At 39.3% G+C, this 22101-nt stretch carries 23 protein-coding genes; 15 read left to right on the plus strand and 8 right to left on the minus strand.

Going from position 1 to position 22101, the window contains the following annotated elements:
- Window positions 1-399: 399 nt before the first annotated feature.
- From KX581_RS04430 to KX581_RS04440, 3 genes are read right to left on the minus strand one after another with little or no spacing between them, the layout of a single operon-like run.
- On the minus strand, window positions 400-1086 hold the full coding sequence (locus KX581_RS04430) for an ABC transporter ATP-binding protein (RefSeq protein WP_078248698.1): 687 nt from the start codon (window positions 1084-1086) through the stop codon (window positions 400-402).
- Window positions 1080-1784 carry a di-trans,poly-cis-decaprenylcistransferase gene (locus KX581_RS04435; protein WP_000370660.1) on the minus strand — a complete coding sequence of 235 codons (705 nt, stop codon included), beginning with the start codon at window positions 1782-1784 and terminating at the stop codon, window positions 1080-1082. The genes KX581_RS04430 and KX581_RS04435 overlap by 7 nt, the downstream gene beginning before the upstream one ends.
- Before the next feature lie 40 nt (window positions 1785-1824).
- On the minus strand, window positions 1825-4665 hold the full coding sequence (locus KX581_RS04440) for an FAD-binding and (Fe-S)-binding domain-containing protein (RefSeq protein ID WP_231175691.1): 2841 nt from the start codon (window positions 4663-4665) through the stop codon (window positions 1825-1827).
- Window positions 4666-4736: 71 nt separating this feature from the next.
- Here KX581_RS04440 and KX581_RS04445 point away from each other — a divergent pair, with 71 nt between their 5' ends.
- From KX581_RS04445 to crcB, 3 genes are read left to right on the plus strand one after another with little or no spacing between them, the layout of a single operon-like run.
- Window positions 4737-5069 carry a rhodanese-like domain-containing protein gene (locus KX581_RS04445; protein ID WP_120862703.1) on the plus strand — a complete coding sequence of 111 codons (333 nt, stop codon included), beginning with the start codon at window positions 4737-4739 and terminating at the stop codon, window positions 5067-5069.
- Window positions 5070-5071: 2 nt separating this feature from the next.
- Window positions 5072-5752: a uroporphyrinogen-III synthase gene (locus tag KX581_RS04450; RefSeq protein ID WP_231175692.1), complete on the plus strand. Its 681-nt coding sequence runs from the start codon at window positions 5072-5074 to the stop codon at window positions 5750-5752.
- A gap of 46 nt (window positions 5753-5798) precedes the next feature.
- A complete protein-coding gene (crcB, locus tag KX581_RS04455; RefSeq protein ID WP_231175693.1) occupies window positions 5799-6191 on the plus strand; it encodes a fluoride efflux transporter CrcB in 393 nt (130 codons plus the stop codon).
- A 46-nt stretch (window positions 6192-6237) separates the two neighbouring features.
- On the opposite strand, the gene hemW is transcribed toward crcB, so the two are convergent.
- Entirely contained in the window at window positions 6238-7275 is a 1038-nt protein-coding gene (hemW, locus tag KX581_RS04460; RefSeq protein ID WP_231175700.1) for a radical SAM family heme chaperone HemW, read from the minus strand.
- Window positions 7276-7370: 95 nt separating this feature from the next.
- Between hemW and KX581_RS04465 the strand changes: the two genes are divergently transcribed.
- From KX581_RS04465 to folP, 6 genes are all read left to right on the plus strand, one after another.
- Complete coding sequence (locus tag KX581_RS04465) at window positions 7371-7661, plus strand: c-type cytochrome (RefSeq protein WP_096470370.1); 291 nt, start codon at window positions 7371-7373, stop codon at window positions 7659-7661.
- Window positions 7662-7820: 159 nt separating this feature from the next.
- Window positions 7821-8294, plus strand: a complete 474-nt coding sequence (locus KX581_RS04470) for an RNA pyrophosphohydrolase (RefSeq protein ID WP_231175694.1) — start codon at window positions 7821-7823, stop codon at window positions 8292-8294.
- Window positions 8288-9505, plus strand: coding sequence for an aspartate kinase (locus KX581_RS04475; RefSeq protein ID WP_120836349.1), 1218 nt, complete (start codon window positions 8288-8290; stop codon window positions 9503-9505). Before KX581_RS04470 ends, KX581_RS04475 begins: the two co-directional genes overlap by 7 nt.
- Complete coding sequence (locus tag KX581_RS04480) at window positions 9502-10044, plus strand: HobA family DNA replication regulator (RefSeq protein WP_000788228.1); 543 nt, start codon at window positions 9502-9504, stop codon at window positions 10042-10044. Before KX581_RS04475 ends, KX581_RS04480 begins: the two co-directional genes overlap by 4 nt.
- Window positions 10041-10697, plus strand: coding sequence for a DNA polymerase III subunit delta' (locus KX581_RS04485; protein WP_033757199.1), 657 nt, complete (start codon window positions 10041-10043; stop codon window positions 10695-10697). Before KX581_RS04480 ends, KX581_RS04485 begins: the two co-directional genes overlap by 4 nt.
- Window positions 10694-11836, plus strand: a complete 1143-nt coding sequence (folP, locus tag KX581_RS04490; RefSeq protein WP_120872713.1) for a dihydropteroate synthase — start codon at window positions 10694-10696, stop codon at window positions 11834-11836. The genes KX581_RS04485 and folP overlap by 4 nt, the downstream gene beginning before the upstream one ends.
- A gap of 81 nt (window positions 11837-11917) precedes the next feature.
- On the opposite strand, the gene KX581_RS04495 is transcribed toward folP, so the two are convergent.
- Window positions 11918-12379 carry a hypothetical protein gene (locus tag KX581_RS04495; RefSeq protein ID WP_120872714.1) on the minus strand — a complete coding sequence of 154 codons (462 nt, stop codon included), beginning with the start codon at window positions 12377-12379 and terminating at the stop codon, window positions 11918-11920.
- A 366-nt stretch (window positions 12380-12745) separates the two neighbouring features.
- Here KX581_RS04495 and KX581_RS04500 point away from each other — a divergent pair, with 366 nt between their 5' ends.
- The 5 genes from KX581_RS04500 (at window position 12746) to KX581_RS04520 (ending at window position 17820) form a co-directional block, all read left to right on the plus strand.
- Window positions 12746-13642, plus strand: coding sequence for a DMT family transporter (locus tag KX581_RS04500; RefSeq protein WP_231175695.1), 897 nt, complete (start codon window positions 12746-12748; stop codon window positions 13640-13642).
- A 3-nt stretch (window positions 13643-13645) separates the two neighbouring features.
- Window positions 13646-14893 (plus strand): glycosyltransferase family 39 protein, encoded by a 1248-nt coding sequence (locus tag KX581_RS04505; RefSeq protein ID WP_231175696.1) that lies wholly within the window; start codon window positions 13646-13648, stop codon window positions 14891-14893.
- A 78-nt stretch (window positions 14894-14971) separates the two neighbouring features.
- On the plus strand, window positions 14972-15523 hold the full coding sequence (locus KX581_RS04510) for a DUF507 family protein (protein WP_001237418.1): 552 nt from the start codon (window positions 14972-14974) through the stop codon (window positions 15521-15523).
- Window positions 15523-16650, plus strand: a complete 1128-nt coding sequence (gene carA, locus KX581_RS04515; RefSeq protein ID WP_231175697.1) for a glutamine-hydrolyzing carbamoyl-phosphate synthase small subunit — start codon at window positions 15523-15525, stop codon at window positions 16648-16650. The genes KX581_RS04510 and carA overlap by 1 nt, the downstream gene beginning before the upstream one ends.
- Before the next feature lie 165 nt (window positions 16651-16815).
- A complete protein-coding gene (locus KX581_RS04520) occupies window positions 16816-17820 on the plus strand; it encodes a formamidase (RefSeq protein WP_097707013.1) in 1005 nt (334 codons plus the stop codon).
- Between the two features lie 79 nt (window positions 17821-17899).
- Here KX581_RS04520 and KX581_RS04525 read toward each other — a convergent pair whose 3' ends face one another.
- The 3 genes from KX581_RS04525 to alaS all read right to left on the minus strand — a co-directional run bounded on the left by KX581_RS04525 (window position 17900) and on the right by alaS (window position 21387).
- Window positions 17900-18157, minus strand: coding sequence for a hypothetical protein (locus KX581_RS04525; protein ID WP_024118323.1), 258 nt, complete (start codon window positions 18155-18157; stop codon window positions 17900-17902).
- Between the two features lie 112 nt (window positions 18158-18269).
- Window positions 18270-18842, minus strand: coding sequence for a septum formation inhibitor Maf (gene maf, locus KX581_RS04530; RefSeq protein ID WP_231175698.1), 573 nt, complete (start codon window positions 18840-18842; stop codon window positions 18270-18272).
- A 1-nt stretch (window position 18843) separates the two neighbouring features.
- Window positions 18844-21387, minus strand: a complete 2544-nt coding sequence (alaS, locus tag KX581_RS04535) for an alanine--tRNA ligase (RefSeq protein WP_231175699.1) — start codon at window positions 21385-21387, stop codon at window positions 18844-18846.
- Window positions 21388-21506: 119 nt separating this feature from the next.
- Between alaS and KX581_RS04540 the strand changes: the two genes are divergently transcribed.
- Window positions 21507-21737 carry a YdcH family protein gene (locus tag KX581_RS04540; RefSeq protein WP_000468322.1) on the plus strand — a complete coding sequence of 77 codons (231 nt, stop codon included), beginning with the start codon at window positions 21507-21509 and terminating at the stop codon, window positions 21735-21737.
- Window positions 21738-22101: the final 364 nt, after the last annotated feature.

A 22101-nucleotide genomic window follows, 5' to 3' on the forward strand; every position in this document is an offset into this window, starting at 1 on the left:
AGACAAAAATTCTAACCATCTCTAATTTTAATACCCCATTAAACTTAATGAAACCTAAACTTAATGAAACCTAAACTCAACATAAATATTACTAAAAAGATTTTTTCTAAAGATCTCACCACCAACAAAGCGATAACTCGCAATTCAATCTTAGGCTTCATCTGCAACAATACAATCTTTAGCAATCAAGCCATCTGTTATGATTAGACATGACTTTAGATTTTATTTTTAATAGTAAAACTCATTCCCCCTACAACCCCAAACTAAACCCCATAACCCTAAAGAGCGCTTTTTTAAGAAGTTATCATTTAACTAGCGTCAAAATCTTTTATATTATTATAAAAAACGCTTTTAGTATTTCTTAAAATATTATCACTCAATAGGAAATCCTTTACTGATTTATTTCAACCTTTCTTTATACGCCGCTTCCAAACTGCTATACCCTTTTTTCAATTCTCCCACACCCCCAAAAGCCACTACTTTGGCTTCTTTTAAAAAAATCGCACTGTCTAAATACTTTTCCACATCCACCACCAAATGCGTAGAGACTAGCAAGCTTGCGTTTTGGCTAAACTCCTTAGCGATTAACTCAAAAATCTCTTCTCTTGCAATAGGGTCAATCCCAGCCACCGGCTCATCAAAAAGATACAAAGAAGCGTTTCGTGATAGGGTTAAAATCAGCTGTAATTTTTCCCTCATGCCTTTTGAAAGGGCTTTAAACTCTCTTTTTAAAGGCACGCTGAAGCGTTTTAGCAAATTTAGGGCTTTTGATTCATCAAAATCGCTAAAAAAATCCTTATAAAAAGCGATCGCTTTTAAAGGCGTTAATTTAGGATCTAAAAAATCGCCATCGCTTAAAAACGCCACGCTTTTTTTCGTCTCTATGCCGATCTTTTGATCTAAAATTTTCACTTCCCCCTGATAATTCAAATTCAATCCGGCTAAAATTTTTAACAGAGTGGTTTTACCCGCCCCATTAGGCCCTAAAAGCCCTATAAATTGCTGTTTGGGTAGTTTTAAATTGATATTGTCTAGCGCTTTTAAACTCCCATAAGTTTTAGTCAAATTCTCTATTTCTACTAGCATTTTAATTCCCCGAATTTGCGCACTCTTTTGTAAAAATCGCTAATGATATTTTCTAAATCTTTAGGGGTGAAATCAGGCCATAAAATCGGCGTGAAAAACAATTCCGCATAGCTGGACTGCCACAATAAAAAATTAGACAAGCGCATTTCCCCCCCTGTTCGTAACAACAAATCCACTTCCGGCAAATCATGCGTGTCTAAACGATTAGAAATTTCATTTTCTAAGCTTTCTAAAGGGTTTATATGGCTAGGCGGGTTTTCTAATAAGCTTTTAAACGCCCTTGAAAGCTCGTTTTTAGATCCGTAATTGAGGGCTAAAACTTGCGTAAAATCCTTAAAATGCCTGGTATCGTTTTCAAGCCGTAAAATCGTATCTCGTAATTCTTTAGAAAAGCCCTCTAAATCCCCTATCGCCCTGAAGCGTATGTTATTATCCAAGTAAGTGGATCGCTCATCTTTAAGGTATTTTTTAAGCATTTTCATCAAAAAATCCACTTCACTTTTGGGGCGTTTCCAATTTTCCGTAGAAAAAGCGTATAAAGTCAAGCACTCTAATTTATGGTTAGCGCACCAGATCGTAATGTCTTTAAGGGTTTTTACGCCTTTTTTATGCCCATAAGCCCTAGCTTTATTCTTTAATTTAGCCCACCTGCCATTACCATCCATAATAATGGCAAGGTGTTTGAGAGTGTTATCCAATGCCTTTACCCTTTAAAGAAAGTCTTTAATTATACACCATTTAAAGCGTGCAAGCATCCACTAAATAAGCGATATGCTGCCAAGCGAATTGGGTTTTTTCACTCAAACCAATTTCACAAGTGCTAGAAGTGGAAAAGCCCCTTTTAAGATCATAGGATTGATAAAATTCTTGAAAGCCGTTTAAAGCGCTCTCGTTTAGTTCAGGGGTGAAAAAGCCCTTATTCCCCGCAAAGCCACAACAACCCGTCTCTTTATGGATAACAATCTCGCCCAAAGTGCATTTTTTAGCCAAATTGAATAACAACTCTTCTTTATTTTCTAACTTTAAAGCGCACATCGTGTATAACCCTATGTCTTCGTTAATGGGGTTGAATTTTAATTTATGGCTTAGAACTTCTTCAATATAGACGCTCAAATCATAGACTTTCAAATCCTTATAAGCTTTCATTTGCTTGAAAAAATGCGTCGAACATGCGCTATGGTCTAAAACAATGGGTATCTTGCCGTTATCGCTTAATTGTAAAAAGATCGCATGGTTTTTTTCGTTGTTTTGTTTGGTTAAGTCGGTGTAATTGATAAAGGCTTTCCCGCAACAAAGTGCATCCAATCCATTAGGATACATTACCGAAACTTTGGCTTTTTGGCATAAGGATTCAAACACTTCTTGAATACTCCTTTGATCCGCCATTTCTTTTGATGGAGCGAACGAGCGGTTGATGCAAGTGCTGAAATAAATGACTTTTTCTTCGCTCTTAAGCGTTTTATTTTCTAAAGGATAGGCGTTGTTTTTAGGCATGTAATTAAAGGCTTTAGGGAAGGGCTTGATGAATTTTTTAATCCCTTTTGTTAGGCTTACTAAGTTGTGAGAGCCTATGAGATTTTGAACTAAGCGAGCGCTTTTTAAAGAAAAACGAGCCATGCTTGTGGTTGTTTGCATGTTATTAAGGATCTTTGAAGCGATCTTTTCGCCTTTAGGGTTTTTTTGATAATAATTTAGGGCGATGCTTCCGGTATCAATTCCTAAAGGGCATAGCATAGAGCACATATGGCACACCGCGCAAGTGGCGTGCGCTAAATATTCGGACTCTTTTAAAAGCTCATCTAATAAAACCTGATCTTCATTATGACCATGACTGACCCTTTCTTTTAAACGCTCTATCTCTCTGTGGATAACGATTCGTTGTCGTGGCGTTAAAGATAAATCTTTGCTAGGGCAAACCCTTTCACAAAACCCGCATTCCATGCACATGTCCAAATACTCTTCAATAGGGTGAATGCTCTTTAAATTTTTAGTGTGGATTTCTTTATCGTTTGTGATGATCACATCAGGGTTTAAAATGCCGTTAGGATCAAACAATTCTTTGATTTGCTTGTGGATTTTATAGGCTTTTTCTCCCCACTCCATTTCCACAAAGGGGGCTACCATCCTGCCTGTGCCGTGTTCGGCTTTAATAGAGCCAAAGCTTTCGCTCACCATTAAAAACATGTCAGAAACTAAATTTTCAAACGCTTTTCTTTCAGTTTCATTTTCTAAAATCGGCGTAACGACAAAATGCAAATTCCCGCTTAATGCATGCCCAAAAATAATGCCATTATCCTTAAAGCCATGTTTTTTCAAAAGCCCTTCAATCGCTTTTGTCCCCTCTACAAAATTTTCTTGACTGAAGCACACATCTTCAATGATCACAGAGCTTTGGCTTTTTCTTTGAGACGCTGCGATAGGGAAAATGCCTTTTCTGATCTTCCACCATGATTGATAAACATTAGGATCACTGCTGATTTGAGAATCTAAAACGACCGGTATCGCATTCAAGGCGTTTAAAATCGTTTGCATGTTGTTTTCTAAAATTAAAGGATCATCGCTTTCGCTTTGAATGAGTAAGCATGCGTTAGGCTCTTTGATTTCTAAAATCGCTCTAGGCATGCCCTCCAAACCTTTCACGCTTTTTAAGCACGCATAATCCATAAGCTCTGCTGAAGAAATCATTTCAGGCTGTTTGGCTTTTAAAGCGGCTAAAATTTGAGCGGCCTTGGCGCATCGCTCTAAATTTTCATAAAACAATAACGCGCAAGTTTTATAAGCGTAGTCTTTCACGCATTCTAATTCCACGCTTGAAATAAAGCCTAAAGTCCCCTCAGAGCCTATGAATAAATGGCTAATGATTTCAATCGGATCTTCAAAATCAATGAGAGCGTTTAAGCTATAGCCGGTGGTGTTTTTGATCTCGTATTTTTTCTTAATTAAAGCATGCAATTCTTTATCTTTTAAAATCTCTTTTCTTAAATCCAAAACCCCTTCAATCAAATCTTTACGTGCGTTTTTGAAATTCTCAACGCTCTCTTGATTGGCGGTGTCTAAAAGAGTGCCATCAGCTAAGATCACTCTTAAGGATTTTAGGGTTTTGTAGCTGTTTTGCTCCACCCCGCAACACATTCCGCTAGCGTTATTAGCAACAATCCCCCCTATCATAGCGACGTTTATCGTAGAGGGATCCGGGCCTATTTTTTTATGGTAAGGTTTCAATAAAGCGTTTGCGTTGCTTCCTATGACTCCGCATGAGAGCTGGATGCTTGTAGCGTTATTTAAAATTTTAGCATCTTTGAAAAAATGCGTAGCCATCACTAACACCCCATCACAGATCGCTTGCCCTGATAAGGAACTCCCAGCCGCTCTAAAAGTCAATGAAACGCCATGCTTTTTGGCTAAAACACAAAGCTTTTGGACTTCTTCTTCATCTTTCACCCAAGCGACTATTTTAGGGATATAACGATAACATGACGCATCAATGCCATAAGCCAAACGGCGTAAATAATCCTTAAAGATCCGCTCGTTTAAAAACCCACTCGCTTCGGTAAAAAAAGCATGATAATTTTCTTGCACACACACTCCTTAAACATTCCTATTTATCAAATCATTGTAACATAACCTTACTTTAATAATTAAGGATAAACATGCTTGAAGATTATGCAATCAGTTTAGAAGAAGTCAATTTCAATGATTTTATCGTCGTAGATGTGCGCGAATTGGACGAATATGAAGAATTGCATTTGCCTAACGCTACGCTCATTAGCGTCAATGACCAAGAAAAGCTCGCTGATTTTTTAGCCCAACACAAAGATCAAAAAGTGTTGCTCCATTGCAGAGCTGGCCGCAGGGCTTTAGATGCGGCTAAAAGCATGCATGAATTAGGCTATACGCCCTATTATTTAGAGGGCAATGTCTATGATTTTGAAAAATACGGCTTTAGAATGGTCTATGATGACACTTGCACTAAAAAAAACTAGACATGAGGGAGATTGTATGGGTGCATTCTCAAAGAATCGCCCCTTATAAGACTCTCATTTTAAATGAATTTTGCTACTATCCTTTAGGATTGGATTTAACCCCTTTTAACGCTCTTATTTTTACTTCTAAAAATGCGGTGTTTTCCTTGCTAGAAACTCTAAAAGACAGCCCCAAACTCAAAATTTTACAAAACATTCCTGCTTACGCTTTGAGCGAACCCACCGCCAAAACCTTACAAGATCACCATTTTAAAGTCGCCTTTATAGGGGAAAAAGCCCATGGCAAGGAGTTTGTTCAAGAAATCATTCCTTTATTGGAAAAAAAAAGCGTTTTGTATCTCAGGGCAAAAGAGATTGCCTCTTCTTTAGACACCATTCTTTTAGAGCATGGCATTAATCTTAAACAAGCCGTTGTTTATGAAAACAAGCTCAAACATTTGACTTTAAGCGAACAAAACGCCCTAAAACCTAAAGAAAAGAGCGTTCTTATTTTTACCGCCATAAGCCATGCGAAAGCCTTCTTGCACTATTTTGAATTTTTAGAAAATTACACCGCTATCAGCATTGGCAACACGACCGCTTCTTACCTACAAGAGCGAGGCATTCAAAGCTATATTGCCCAAAAGCCCTCCTTAGAATCGTGTTTAGAACTGGCTTTAAGTTTGAGGGTTAAGGAATGTTAAAAACACCTCATTATAATACTCTCCATTGATTTTTAAAGGATGATGCATGAATTTTGTCTTTTTATGGGCCGCTTTAGGGGGGGCTATAGGGAGTTCGTTAAGGTATTTTGTGGGCAAAATAATGCCCAGTAAATTTTTAATGTTTGAAAGTTTCCCTTTAGGGACTTTTAGCGTGAATCTCATAGGGTGTTTTGTCATCGGCTTTATGGGGCATTTGGCTGTCAAAAAAGTTTTTGGCGATGATTTTGGGATTTTCTTTGTAACTGGGGTTTTAGGAGGTTTTACGACCTTTTCTTCTTATGGGTTAGACACTTTAAAACTCTTGCAAAAATCCCAATACATTGAAGCCGTTTCTTATGTTTTAGGCACTAACATTTTAGGGCTTATTGGGGTGGCTATCGGTTGGTTTTTGGCTAAAAATTTTGTAGGCATTAATTAAAAAACGCTTTTTGGCGTTTTTATTGACGCTTGATTGAAGCAGAGCCTTATAACAGCCACAAAGCCATTTCATCAGCCATGAAAAAATCGCTCGCTATCAATCGGTTATTTTTAATGAAAGCCTTGTTCTCTTCAATCAAAAACTTTACTTTATTTCCATCTAACAAACTAAGTTCAACCCCCAGCACGCATCTCAAGCCTAAAAACAGCTTTTCTAAGCGCTTGTCTTGTTTATTAAGCGTCTCAACTTGGCGTTTTAGGGGGTCTTTGATGTAGTTTTCTATGAGTTTTTTCGCAAAAAAGCGCTCATTCGCCACGCAGCCCACAGCCCCAGCCCCGCACCCTAAATAATCTTTAGCCCCCCAGTAAGCTAGGTTGTGTTTGACTTGATAATTTCTAGCGTAATTAGACACTTCGTATTGCTTGAAAGAAAAGCCCTCTAAAGCCTCTTTTATCACATTGTCAAAATTAGCGCATGAGGGTTTTTTGGCGTTTTTTTCTAAATTCGTGTTTTTTTCAATACTCAAAGCATAAGCGCTCAAGTGGTTGATGGGGAGTTCTTTAGCGAGCTTTAATTCTTCTTTTAAAGAGTTTTCATTGTCTAATGGGGTGTTATAAATCAAATCAATGCTGACATTTTCAATCCCGCTTTTTAAAATAGTTTCTATCACAGGAGCGATATTTTTGGAATGCTGGCGCTCTAAAAACAATAATTTATCTTCCCTAAAACTTTGCACCCCTAAACTCAAGCGGTTGATCCCTAAATCTTTTAAGCCTTGACACCAAGCTTTAGAAATCAATTCGGGGTTAGCTTCAGTGGTGATCTCACAATCCATGCTCAAGTTTGCATTGCGATGGATGCTTTCAAAAATCCTTTCAAAAGACTTTACGCTTAAAGTGTTAGGCGTGCCGCCGCCAATAAAAACGCTTTCAATTGGTTCATCAGTTTGATTTAAGGCATGCTTTAAATCCAGGCATAGCGCTTGAGTGTATTCTTCTTTTAGCCCATGCTTATTTTCATAGGAATTGAAAGCGCAATAACCGCATTTATTTTCACAAAAGGGGATATGAATGTATAAAATCATATTTATTTCTCTCATTTTCATTTCATTTTAAGCGAAACTTAAACTTGTAATTGTATCATTTTAAGATTATTTTGATAAGCATGAGGAGACAAACGATGAAAAAGGTTATTATGGCTTTAGGCGTTTTAGCGTTCGCAAACACTTTAATGGCAACAGATGTTAAGGCTCTTGCAAAAAGTTGTGCCGCTTGCCATGGGGTTAAGTTTGAAAAGAAAGCTTTAGGCAAAAGCAAAATCGTCAACATGATGAGTGAAGCAGAAATTGAAAAAGATCTTATGGATTTTAAAAGCGGTGCCAACAAGAATCCTGTCATGACCGCGCAAGCTAAAAAATTAAGCGATGAAGACATCAAAGCTTTAGCCAAATACATCCCCACTCTCAAATAAATTCTCTTAGTTTTAATAGCGCTGTTTGGGCGCTATTAAAATGAGTTTCAAGCCCTTTTTTTTAATTTTTGATTTTAATGGCGTTCTTAACCCTACTTAAAGCCAGCATGCACTATAATACCATCTTAATCAAACAAGAAAGAGCTAAAATAAAGACCTATGCTACATAAAAAATATCGTCCTAATGTTGCGGCTATCATTGTGTCGCCAGATTACCCTAATACATGCGAAATTTTTATCGCTGAGCGCATAGATATTGAAGGGGCATGGCAATTCCCCCAAGGGGGCATTGATGAGGGCGAAACCCCTTTAGAAGCGCTCCATAGAGAATTATTAGAAGAAATTGGCACGAATGAAATAGAGATTTTGGCGCAATACCCCAGATGGATCGCCTATGATTTCCCAAGCAATATAGAGCATAAATTCTATTCGTTTGACGGGCAAAAGCAACGCTATTTTTTAGTGCGCCTAAAGCATGCTAACAACATTGATTTGAACAAACACACGCCAGAATTTAGAGCTTATCAATTCATTCACCTTAAGGATTTGCTTAAAAAAATCGTTCCCTTTAAACGCCAAGTGTATCGCCAAGTCATTGCTTATTTCAGAAAAGAGGGGTATTTAGGGTGTTAATCGTTCAAAAATACGGCGGCACGAGCATGGGCAGCGTGGAAAGGATCCACAATGTCGCTCAAAGAGTTTTAGAAAGCGTTAAATTAGGGCATCAGGTGGTGGTGGTGGTTTCGGCGATGAGCGGCGAAACCGATAGGCTTTTAGAATTTGGCAAGAATTTCAGCCATAACCCTAACAAGCGAGAAATGGATAGGATTGTAAGCGTGGGGGAATTGATTTCAAGCGCGGCTTTAAGCATGGCGTTAGAGAGGTATGGGCATAGAGCCATTTCATTGAGCGGGAAAGAAGCTGGCATTTTAACCAGCTCGCATTTTCAAAACGCCGTGATCCAATCCATTGACACCAAACGCATCACAGAGCTTTTAGAAAAAAACTACATTGTGGTGATCGCTGGGTTTCAAGGCGCTGATATTCAAGGCGAAACAACGACTTTAGGGCGTGGGGGGAGCGATTTGAGCGCGGTCGCTTTGGCCGGGGCTTTAAAGGCGCATTTGTGCGAAATCTATACGGATGTGGATGGCGTTTATACCACCGATCCGCGCATTGAAGAAAAGGCTCAAAAAATCGTGCAAATCAGCTATGATGAAATGCTTGAACTGGCTTCTATGGGGGCTAAAGTGTTGTTAAACCGCTCGGTAGAATTAGCCAAAAAACTCAGCGTGAAATTAGTGACTCGCAATTCGTTTAACCATAGCGAAGGCACGCTCATTGTGGCTGAAAAAGATTTTAAAGGAGAACGCATGGAAACCCCTATAGTGAGTGGGATCGCATTGGATAAGAATCAGGCTCGTGTGAGCATGGAGGGCGTGGAAGATCGGCCTGGCATTGCCGCTGAAATCTTTGGCGCTTTAGCGGAGTATCGCATTAATGTGGATATGATAGTCCAAACGATCGGCAGAGACGGCAAAACCGACTTGGATTTTACGATCGTTAAAACCCAAATAGAAGAAACCAAGCAAGCCTTAAAGCCCTTTTTAGCGCAAATGGATTCCATTGATTATGATGAAAATATCGCTAAAGTTTCCATAGTGGGCGTGGGCATGAAGTCGCATTCTGGGGTAGCGAGCATCGCTTTTAAAGCCCTAGCCAAAGACAATATTAATATCATGATGATTTCTACAAGCGAGATTAAAATTTCGGTTTTGATTGACATTAAATACGCTGAATTAGCGGTTAGAACTTTGCATGCGGTGTATCAATTAGATCAATGAAAAATTTCTACGACTGGATCAAAGAATTTGTGCGTGATCAAGGGGAGTTTATCGCGCAACAAAGCGGGTGGTTGGAATTAGAGCGATCAAGCTATGCCAAACTCATCGCACAAACCATCTCGCATGTGCTTAATGGCGGATCGCTGTTGGTGAGCGCGGATTCTTCTAGGCACTGGTTTTTAAACTACATCCTTTCTAACCTAAACCCCAAAGATTTAAAAGAGCGCCCCTTATTGTCCGTCATTGATTTTAACGCTTCTTCTTTCTACCCCAAAAACGATGCGAATCTCTCTCTAGCCACCATAGAGCTGACTTATCAAAATCCCATGTTTTGGCATGTTGGGAAAATTGAAAATGAAGGCTTAAAAACCTTACTACTGAGTAAAATCCCTAGTTTTTTATGGCTTTTTGAAGAGCTTAAAGAAGATTGCTTGCTTTTAAAAGAGCATGATAGCTTGCTAGATTATAAATTATTGCAACTCTTCAAACTCTTTGAAAACGCGCTTTTTAGCGTGCTATACAATAAGGTTACTTTGTGAAAAACTCCAACCGCCTTATTTATACGGACAATCTTGAAGAGAGCCTAGAAGAGACTGCAAGCCTTTTTGAACACCACATTAAATTCTACACCGAGATTATTGAAAAAGACAAAAAGGTGATCAAAACTTTTAACAAGGATTTTAAAATAGAGCATGCCAAAGAAGTCCTATCCAAGGCCAACCTCAAACACAGCGAATTAAACGCTTTTTTAATCGCCGCTCCTAGCTATGGCACAGAAGCCCAAAACGCGCTTTTAAAAATCTTAGAAGAACCTCCGAATAATGTTTGTTTTATCATGTTCGCTAAAAGCCCAAACCATGTTTTAGCCACCATTAAATCCCGCCTGATCAAAGAAGACAAACGCCAAAAAATCCCTCTAAAACCTTTAGATTTGGATTTATCCAAGCTGGATTTGAAAGATATTTATGCGTTTTTAAAAAATTTAGACAAAGAAAATTTTGATTCCAGAGAAAATCAGAGGGAAAAAATTGAAAGCCTGTTAGAGAGTGTTAACAGGCATAAGATCCCCTTAAACGAGCAAGAATTGCAAGCCTTTGATTTAGCGATCAAGGCTAACAGCTCTTATTACAAGCTCAGCTATAATCTTTTACCCCTGCTTTTAAGCCTTTTATCTAAAAAGAAAACGCCATGATTGTAAAACGCCTTAACCCTGATGCGCTCAAAAACGCTCTGCAAAAAATAGGCCCAGAAAAGATCGCACAAGATCGCATGCGCCAAAAAGGCGTTAGCTTTGTTTTTGAGATCCAACACCTGCCCCTAAGTGCAACGCTGATTTTAAAACAAGAAGCCATAAGCGTTGGGGGCGATTTTGCCACGCCAAGAGATTGTATTTTAGCTAAAGAGCCTTTTTATGATGGGGTGTTGATTGTGAGCGCTAACCAATTAGAACGCCTTATTGTTAAGTGCCATTCCCAACCCTTTGGGCTTAAACATTTAGCGCAAGAATTAAAAAGCCACCTCAAAGCTAAAAAGCCTAACGCCCCACAGATCATGGCAATCTTGAATCTCACGCCGGATAGCTTCTATGAAAAGAGCCGGTTTAGTAGCAAAAAAGCGCTTGAAGAAATCTATCAATTACTAGAAAAGGGTATCACGCTCATTGATATAGGCGCGGCCAGTTCAAGGCCAGAGAGTGAAATCATTGATCCAAAAACAGAGCAAGATCGCTTAAAAGAAGTTTTATTAGAAATCAAATCTCAAAAACTCTACCAGTGCGCTCAATTCAGCATAGACACCTACCATGCCACAACCGCTAAAATGGCTTTGGAGCATTGTTTTTCCATCCTTAATGATGTGAGCGGTTTTAATAGCATTGAAATGCTAGAAGTCACAAGAGATTACAAGCCCACTTGCGTTTTAATGCACGCTCAAAAAACCCCCAAAGACATGCAAGAAAATGTTTTTTACCACAATCTGTTTGATGAAATGGATCGCTTCTTTAAGGAAAAACTAGAGGTTTTAGAAAAATACGCACTCCAAGATGTTATTTTAGATATAGGGTTTGGATTCGCTAAATTAAAAGAGCATAATTTAGCTTTAATCAAGCATTTAAGCCACTTTCTCAAATTCAAAAAACCCTTATTGGTGGGAGCGAGTCGTAAAAACACGATCGGGCTTATCACTGGGCGTGAAGTTCAAGACCGGCTCGCCGGCACTTTGAGTTTGCATTTAATGGCGCTGCAAAATGGAGCGAGCATTTTAAGAGCGCATGATATTGATGAGCATATCGATCTCATCAAGGTGTTTAAGAGTTTGGAAGAGACGGATTGAACCAAAATTTTTAGCTTTGATCCCACTGGGCGTTGGTCATCATCAAAACGCTATTTTTGATGATCAATCCTTGATTAATCTTTAAAGAATCACATCCATAGAGGAAGGGTTGTTGTAAGCGTTTTGATAGCGTTGCAAAAAAGCGTTATGGTTGGTGGCGTTAAAGGTTTGTAGGGCTTTTTTGTGCAAGCCATTCACCGGTTGTTTGGGGGCGTTTTCCACTTCTTTAGAGAATTTCCCGTTATAAAAATCCGTCAAACTATAGAGCGACTGAGCGGCCAAGCGTTTCTGGCTCTCATCCATCCCGGCCGTAGCCCTTAAAAAAGCCTCATACTCTCTATCGCTCATCAATTCTAAAACCAAAAAGCCGTAAGTCTCTCGCTTGTCAGGGTCAAAGGGGAGGTTTTCTGTTGGAGCGTCTTTTTTTTCTCGCTCTACTTTTTCTGTGCTTTCAATAGGAGCTAGGTCTTCTTTAGGAGCGCTTTTAGCGTTTAAAAGCCCATAGAGGTTAGAATCAAACTGGTTGATAGAAGAAACAGCCATGCGAATTTCCTAAAATTGAATTTTACGCTGATATTAAGCAAAATCCATTCCCTAATGAGATTAAAAAATTTAAAAAGCTTAAAAGAGTTTTCTTAGTGGCATTCAAACCCTTTAAAAAGGGTCTAGGAGTTTATTTTCAAAAAGGATTCGTGTTTTTATGTTTTCATATTTCTATAAGGAGTTTGAAATGCTGAAGCTTCTAGAATGATTCTAGACAAAACAAAAGGTAAAACTCCTAGAACATTGTTATAACATGATTTTACCAATCAATGCAATTTTTATGCTTTTAGAGCTTAAAAACTTAAGTCTTAATTAGAGATTTTAGGTTAAACTACCCTAAAAATCTTTAATCTATGAGCAAAAAGCATGCGTAATACCATTTTATTTGGCGTTTCAATGATACTCTTGGCGAATTTATGCTTTGGGATCATGAGCGCGTTTGTTAAAATCACAGCGGATTATTTTTCCCCTATGGAGAATGTGTTTTACCGCTCCATTACCATGACGCTCTTACTCTTATTTATTTATCCTTTCAAACCCTACCGCTTGAAGAGTTACAAACAAGGCGGTTTTAAAAAGCTCGCTTTTAGGGTCGTTGTGGGGGGTTTAGCCATGCTGGCGTTTTTTTATAATATTGAAAAAATTTCGCTCGCTACAGCGACGGCTTTCTCGCAATGCGCGCCTATTTATACGGTGCTTCTTTCCCCTTTTCTTTTGAAAGAAAAGCTCAAAAGAAGCGTGTTAATTTCTGCATGCATCGGACTAGTGGGGGTGGTGTTGATTTCAGATCCTAGCGTGGAAAATGTGGGGCCGGTTGAAATTTTTATGGGCATATTGAGCGGAATCTTTGTGTCTTTAGCGTATATCACTTTAAGGGATTTGAGGGAATATTATGACAAGCAAGCCGTGATTTTAGCGTTCGCTTTTGGCATGAGCCTTCTTGGATTAGTGGGCATGTTCATTGATATTCCTTTTTTATCCACAGGCATTCATGTCCCTAGAAAAGAAGACATTTTGTGGATTTCTTTAATAGGGATTAGCGGGACTTTAGGGCAGTATTTCTTAACTTATGCTTACATGAACGCGCCCGCTGGGATCATTGCCCCCATTGAATACACCCGCATTGTTTGGGGGCTGTTGTTTGGGCTGTATTTGGGCGATAAATTCTTGGATCTTAAAAGCTCTTTGGGGGTGGCTTTGATTTTATGTTCAGGCTTACTCATTGCTTTGCCCGCTCTTTTAAAAGAATTAAAAAAAATTTAAGTCATGCAACTAAGCCCCTTACAAAGCACTCTGTTATACTTTAGCTATTTTATTTATCCAGAGAAAAAAACAAGAAGCTTTGATTTAAGCGATTTAGTCTTTATCATCATGGTTTTTTTAGTCCTAGCTTTGGGGCTGTTGATGAGTAAAGAAATTTCTATCAGCTACAATGAAGCGAAGGATTTTTTTTATAGCAATGCATGGTTTGTTCAAATCGCTCAAAAAAGCACTGAAATTTTGGGTCAAAACGATTTGGCTTTAAGATTGCCTTTTTTGATCGCTCATCTCATTAACATGTTTTTATTTTATTTGATAGGGCGAAAGATTTTAAAAAAGCCTAAAGACGCCCTTTATGTGGTATTGACTTACGCTTTATTGCCTGGGGTGAATCTCTTTGCGATTTTATTGGCTAAAAGCGTGCTGGTGTTAAGCCTTGGGCTTTTGATTAGCTATTTATATATCAAAACCCAAAAAATCCCTTATTTAACCCTCAGCGCTTGCGCGTTTTTAGACGGCGCGTTTATCCCGCTTTTACTAGGGGTTTTTGCCTACGCTTTAAGGAGACGCTACTTTAAGAGCGCGATCTTTATTTTGGTGGGTTTAGGCGTGAATATCGCTCTTTTTAGCGGGAGTTTCAATAAGGGCTTGCCTAGTGGGTATTTTATAGACACATGCTTAGAACTCATGCTTTTATATTCGCCCTTATTCTTCCTCTACTACCCTTATACGATCTATAAAGCCCTTTTGGATAAAAAGCCATCGCTACTAGCCTTTATGAGCGCGAGCGGTTGGCTTTTCCCTTTGCTTTTGAGCATGCGCCAAGAGATAGATTTAAAAACTTTCGCCCCCTTAGCGTTAATCGGTTTGCCTTTGTTTGTTAAAAGCGTTTTAAATAGCCTTAGGGTGCGTTTAAAGGAATTTAGGGGGCAGTATTATTTGCGCGTTTTTAGTTTGTATCTTTTAATGCTCACTGAAACGCTTTTTTTATGGGGGAGTAAAATTTCTGGTGCTAATGAAAAATTATTAAACCGGCATTTCTTAGCCAAAGAAGTCGCCACAGCCTTGCAATTAAGGGGCATTCATCAAATCCGCACTAACGATAAACAGCTCGCTTTAAGGCTTCAATTCTATGGCATTAAAGAAGGGGGGAGGTTAAGACTGATTAACACTAAGATTTCTAAAAAACGCCCTGATATTACAATCATCTACGCTGATAAGATTCTACAATCCTATAGTTTGGTGCACCATTAAACCCATTCTTTAAAAAGCATTTTATCTAAAGAATGATAAAATACACTCTAAAAATAAATAAAATATGCGAGAAAAATCATGAGACTCAAACTAACCCATATAAACCATATCAGCCATAAGATTGCCAATGACTTTATCCATTCAAAACTATTAGAATTAAAAGCCCCTAGAGAATTATTGTGTGAATTGATAGAAGGGATTTTGGAAAAAAGCGTTAAAAAAGAAAACGCCATAGATGAGCAAGCCAGAGAGCTTTTAGAAGAAAACACCGATGAGATAGAATTCATGCGAATGGATGAAAGGCAGCTTTTTTGGATGATTAAAAGACAGATCGCTCAAAAAGAGGGCTTTCATTTGTTTTGGGAGGAAAGGTGCAACGATTTGTCGCACCAGATTTTGAATAAAATCCTAGATGAAGATTTGATCATGTTTAGCGTGTCTGAAAATTTGATAAGAAACTTGATTTACAAATCCATTGACACCTATTCTAAAGCGTATGAAAGCATTGAAAATGAAGTGCATGAAAAAATCAAGCATTACAAACGCAAACTCCCCGTAGGGAGCGATGAATACGAGTTGGTGTTTGAAAGGCTCTATGAAGAAGAATTAAGACGCAAAGGCTTTTTATAATGGTCTCTCTTTATTTAGAAAACGGGCTTTTTTTACAGGCTCAAAGTTTTGGGGCTAGCGGCACGCAAGTGGGCGAGCTTGTTTTTAACACTTCTATGAGCGGCTATCAAGAAGTCATTAGCGACCCTAGCTATAAGGGGCAATTTGTGGTTTTTAGCATGCCTGAAATTGGGGTTGTGGGCGCTAATTCTAAAGATGATGAATCCTTTTTTTCATGCGCAGGGGTTTTAGCGCGCCATTACAACGAATTTTTTTCTAACTCAAGGGCGGATTTTAGCTTGAGCGCTTATTTGAAAGAGCGTGGCGTTTTAGGGATTTGTGGCGTTGATACCAGGAGTTTGATTAAAACCCTACGCCATCATGGGTGCTTGATGATGGTCGCTTCCACGATAGAGCATGACAAAAACAAGCTTGAAGAAATTTTAAAAAACGCCCCTAAAATTTCCCACTCCCCCTTAGTGTCTAGCGTTTCCACGCCAAAAATCATCACGCACCAGCGTGCTACTTTTGATTTCAAAACCCTAGATTACAAGCCTTTTGATGAAAAAACCTCTCATAAAATTATCGCTGTGTTAGATTTTGGGGCTAAGGGCAATATTTTAAACGAGCTTCAAAATGTGGGGTTAAAAGCCCTTATTTACCCGCACCACACTAAGGCTAGCGAGCTGATTAAAGCCTATGAAAAAAAAGAAATTAGCGGGATTTTTCTCTCTAATGGGCCTGGCGATCCTTTGAGCTTGCAGCAAGAAATTAAAGAAATCAAGCAGCTCATTAACGCTAAAATCCCCATGTTTGGCATTTGCTTAGGGCATCAATTGCTCTCTATCGCGCAAGGCTACCCTACTTACAAACTCAAATTTGGCCATCATGGGAGCAACCACCCGGTTAAAAACCTAGAAACAAACGCCGTGGAAATCACCGCGCAAAACCACAACTATTGCGTCCCTGAAGAAATTGAAGAAATCGCTACTATCACGCACCGCAATCTTTTTGACAACACCATTGAGGGCGTGCACTATAAAAACGCTCCCATTATTTCTGTCCAACACCACCCAGAAAGCAGCCCCGGCCCCAAAGAAAGCCACTATATTTTTAAGGAATTTGTGGAATTGTTAAAGGGTTTTTAGGGGTTTTTAAAGTAGCGCTTATAGAGGCTGAAAAGCGCTTTAAAAATAGATTTAAATCTTTTTATCAAAAAATCTCGCATTTACTCTAAATTAGTTCTCTTGCAATACTATTCTCCCGCAATAATTGTTATTGTTATTGCGACAAAACTTTTAGAAGGAGTTATTATGGGAAGTATCGGTAGTATGGGCAAACCTATTGAAGGGTTTTTAGTGGCAGCCATTCAGTTTCCTGTGCCAATTGTCAACAGCCGTAAGGATATTGATCACAATATTGAAAGCATTATTAGAACCTTGCATGCGACTAAAGCGGGGTATCCGGGAGTGGAACTTATCATTTTCCCTGAGTATAGCACGCAAGGTTTGAATACCGCTAAGTGGCTTAGCGAAGAGTTTTTATTAGATGTCCCGGGTAAAGAGACAGAAGCTTACGCCAAAGCGTGTAAAGAGGCGAAAGTTTATGGTGTTTTTTCAATCATGGAACGCAATCCTGATTCTAACAAAAACCCCTACAACACCGCCATTATCATCAATCCGCAAGGTAAAATCATTTTAAAATACCGCAAACTATTCCCATGGAATCCTATTGAGCCATGGTATCCTGGGGATTTAGGAATGCCTGTGTGTGAAGGTCCGGGCGGATCAAAATTAGCCGTGTGCATTTGCCATGACGGCATGATTCCAGAGCTCGCTAGAGAAGCGGCTTATAAAGGGTGCAATGTGTATATCCGCATTTCAGGCTATAGCACTCAAGTCAATGATCAATGGATTTTGACCAACCGCTCCAACGCATGGCACAATTTGATGTATACCGTGAGCGTGAATTTAGCCGGCTATGATAATGTCTTTTACTACTTTGGTGAAGGGCAAATCTGTAACTTTGATGGCACGACTCTTGTTCAAGGGCACCGCAACCCTTGGGAGATTGTAACCGGGGAAATCTATCCTAAAATGGCAGACAACGCTCGCTTAAGCTGGGGCTTAGAAAACAACATTTACAACCTAGGCCATAGAGGGTATGTGGCTAAACCGGGCGGAGAACATGACGCAGGCTTAACCTACATCAAAGACTTAGCCGCTGGTAAATACAAATTGCCTTGGGAAGATCACATGAAAATCAAAGATGGCTCTATTTATGGCTACCCTACCACCGGTGGGCGTTTTGGGAAATAATCCCTAACCTTATATTTTTGCTAGAACCTGTTTTTAAAGGTTCTAGTTTCTCCCCTATTTTAATTTTTTCAATCAATTTTTACGAATAGTCTTCTATCACAGAGCATGTAAGAAAACCCATAATAAGCGCGAGCGACCAAAAAAGCGCATAACCTATGCAAAACCATGTTATTTTTGATAAAGACCACCACCCCATTGCGGCTGATAGAGCGTTAAAATCTGTAATAATGCCATAGCCACAATAGATCATTCCCGCTAAACATGCCAATTTAAGAGCATGGTAGTAAGCGCTAATCCCAAAACCACCACCAAGATTGATAAAAGAATACGAAACCAAGACCCCATGACAACTCCTTAAACATCAAATGCTAGAGTATATCGTTTTTTTGTTTGTCAAGGGGGTTTATCAGTTAGATAGAGTGTTTTTAATGTTTATAAAATGATAGCGTTTATAACGATGAAAGTTTAGCCCCTAATTGTAGTGCCCCTAACAAGCCTTCCACATTCAGCCCCAACCCCACGCTCAAATTCTTGCTTGAGCTTTTAATATAGGGCCTATGAAAGTCTTCTAACCGCACACAGCCCGCGCTTTCTTGCCACAATCCGCTCTCTAAATATTTTTCTATCTCGCTAGGATCAAACGCCTTTAAACGCGCTCTAAAAACCGACAGATCCAGCCATTCCAACACAGGAGAAATCAATGCAGAGCAGGTTAAAACCTCTATTTCATTGCCATTTTGGCGTTTTAAAAATTCAAGGGCTTCTCGCTTGTTTTGAGCTTTTCGTTGCATGCGATTACCCACGCTCACCACGCTATCAGCCACCACAATAACGCAATTATTCGCAAGTAACTCTTTAGCTTTTTCTAATTTCCCCTTGCACGCCAAATAGACAAACTCCCTAGGATCTGTGGTTTTTAGGCTTTCTTCATCAAAATAGAGCGCTTTTTGTTCAAACTTAATCCCATGCTCTTTTAAAAGATTCGCCCTAGCGCTAGATTGAGAGCCTAAAATAAGCTCCATGCTATCCCTCTAAAGCTTTAAGAGCGGTATTTTTCGCTAAATTGAGCGCCGCTTGCAAATTTTCAATATCCTTGCCTCCAGCGCTCGCAAAATCACCTCTCCCGCCCCCTTTGCCCCCTAAAATTTGCGCCACTTCATTAGCCCATGCGTTCGCTTTTATGGGCGCGTTTTTCACCCCGCATGCGAGAGTGATTCGCTCATTTTCTTTTTTAAACACCATAGCGAGCAATTTTTCATGCTTACCTTTCAATCGGTCAATCATTTCTTTAATGTCGCCTTGTTCCACTACGCCCACCACCAAACTCACGCCATGGATTTTTTCAACCGGTAAATCCATAGAAACGGGGGCTTTTTGGCTGTTTTTCACGCTCTCTTTAAGCTTGTTGATGCCGGCGATCACATCGTTATTTTTCAATAAAGTCTTAGCGTTTTTAAGCTCTTTATTTTCTTCTTTAGCCAGTTGGTAAAAGGCTTTCCCGCACACCGCTTCAATGCGTCTGACCCCACTACTCACCCCGCTTTCTTTTACAATCCTAAACCCCCCAATAAGCCCGGTATTTTCCACATGAATGCCCCCACACAATTCAATGGACGCTTCTTTAAAGCTCACCACGCGCACATTTTCAGCGTATTTTTCACTGAATAACGCTAACGCTCCCTTATCTTTGGCTTGGTTTAAAGGCATATGCTCCACCTGGCTATTTAGGTGCTTGAAAATTTGAGCATTAACTAAATCTTCTACTTTTTCTAGCTCTTCATCATTGAGCGCTTTAGGGTGCGAGAAATCAAAGCGCAATCGTTTGGATTCCACTAAACTCCCCGCTTGACTCACATGCGAGCCTAAAACTTCTCTTAAAGCGCTCTGCAATAAATGCGTCGCGCTATGGTGTTTGGCGATTTCTAAGCGCTCATCGCTCACTTGCGCGATCACTTGATCGCCTTTTTTTAGCGCTTTTTTGATTTCAAGAAGCGAAAAATTAAGCCCAAAAAAGTTTTTTGTGTCTAACACTAGAGCCGCTTCTTCATTGTCTTTAAAAAGCGCGCCCCTATCGCCTATAGCCCCCCCACCTTCTGCATAAAAAGGGGTTTTTTCTAATAAGACCCAGACTTCTTGGTTAGGATTTGCTTCTGTTATTTCTTTAAAACCGCTATCAAAAAATCCTAAAGCTTTAGCAGGACATTCTGTCGTTTCATACCCCACAAATTCATTAGGCGCATAAGCGTTTAAAATAGCGCTAAAATCAGCGTTATTTTGTTTGCCTTTCCATGAAGCTTTAGAGCGTTTCACTTGCTCTTGCATGCAATTTTCAAAGCCTTGCATGTCCACGCGTGCCCCATGGCTTCTTAGCATGTCGTTTGTTAAATCCAAAGGAAAACCAAAAGTGTCATAAAGCTTGAAAGCGATCTTGCCATCAAAAATTTTATTTTCATTCAAATGCGTTAAAGACAAATTAAACAATTCCATGCCAGATTCCAAAGTCTCTAAAAAGCGCTCTTCTTCTTCAAAACATTCTTTCATCACCATTTCTTTAGACTCTTTCAAATACGCATGCGTGTTAGAAAATTGCTCGCACACCACGCCCACGACTTTGTATAAAAACGCTTCTTTCAAGCCCATTAAATACCCATGCCTTAAGGTCCGCCTTAAAATGCGCCTCAAAACATAGCCACGGCCCTCCTTATTGAAATGCACCCCTTGAGCGAGCAAGAACGCTACCGCTCTTGCATGATCGGCCACTACCCTAAAACTTGGCTGGAACTCGCTCGCATAATCCAAACCTGTAAGCTCGCTGATTTCTCCCATTAAGGGTGCAAATAATGAAGAATCAAAATTATTGAGCTTACATTCTAATAGTGCTTGCACCCTTTCTAATCCCATGCCTGTATCAATGCTAGGCTTTGGCAAGGGGGATAAAACGCCATCATTAGAGCGTTCGTATTGCATGAACACCAAATTCCAAATTTCTAAAAACCTATCGCCCTCGCCCCCGAAATAATCCTCGCTCCCCTTAAAGTGTTTTTCGCCCTGATCAATATAAATTTCACTGCAAGGCCCGCAAGGCCCGCTATCGCCCATTTGCCAGAAATTATCTTTATCGCCCATTTTTTTAATCCTGTCAAAAGGCACAAACTTTTCCCATAGCTTAACGGCTTCATCGTCTTTTTCATGCACGCTGATATACAAATCTTTAGGCTTAAACCCTAAATTCTTGGTTACAAATTCCCACGCAAACAAAATCGCTTCTTCTTTGAAATAATCCCCAAAAGAGAAATTCCCTAGCATTTCAAAAAGCGTGTGGTGTCTTGCGGTATAACCGACATTTTCTAAATCGTTATGCTTGCCGCCTGCGCGCATGCACAATTGCGAGCTTGTCGCTCTGGGAATGCTAGGGCGTGGCACCATCCCGGTAAAAATATCTTTAAATTGCACCATGCCAGCGTTGGTAAAAAGCAAGGTGGCGTCATTAGGCACTAAAGGCATGCTGGGATAAATCTCATGCCCTTTATTTTGAAAAAATTGTAAAAATTCGTTGCGAATATCCATGGGTATTCCTTTTTGTCGTTTTATCGCGCACTTTAAAGCTATTTTATAGCTCTTTTAAGTTGTTTTTTTAAAAAGATAGTTTATTATACTTTAAACATCCAAACTTAAAGGAGAAAACCATGTTCCATGAATTTAGAGACGAAATCAGCGTGTTAAAAGCGAATAATCCGCATTTTGATAAGATTTTTGAGAAACACAACCAGCTTGATGACGACATCAAAACCGCTGAGCAACAAAACGCTAGCGACGCTGAAATCAGCCACATGAAAAAACAAAAATTAAAATTAAAAGATGAAATCCACGGCATGATCATAGAGTATAGAGAAAAGCAAAAATCTGAACGTGCTTAAGGTTTAGCCATCTTTGTGGAAACACGCTAAAACGCTTTTTAAGGAGCGTTTTCGCTTTACCGCTTAGTTAGATTTAACGCTTTGATTTTGATTAAAGCGTTAGGTTACTTTCAGCTTTATTCCCACCATAAGCTTTATTTCTTAATGTTCTTTACATTTTTAAAAAATGGGGTTTTGAAACTTTGTTTTATCGTTTTAGCTTCCGTTTTATCGTAAAAACTCATTTTCTTAAAGTTCTTAAAGTTTTATTTTATTTTCTTGATAATATAGGAAGTATTTTGGAATAACTATCCCCCTTTTAACCCTACTAAATCCCCCTATAAAAAAGCGCTTTTTTAAAAACTATCGCTTAAATTAGCGTCAA

The sequence above is a fragment of the Helicobacter pylori genome (assembly GCF_021062735.1).
GTDB classification, from domain to species: domain Bacteria; phylum Campylobacterota; class Campylobacteria; order Campylobacterales; family Helicobacteraceae; genus Helicobacter; species Helicobacter pylori_DN.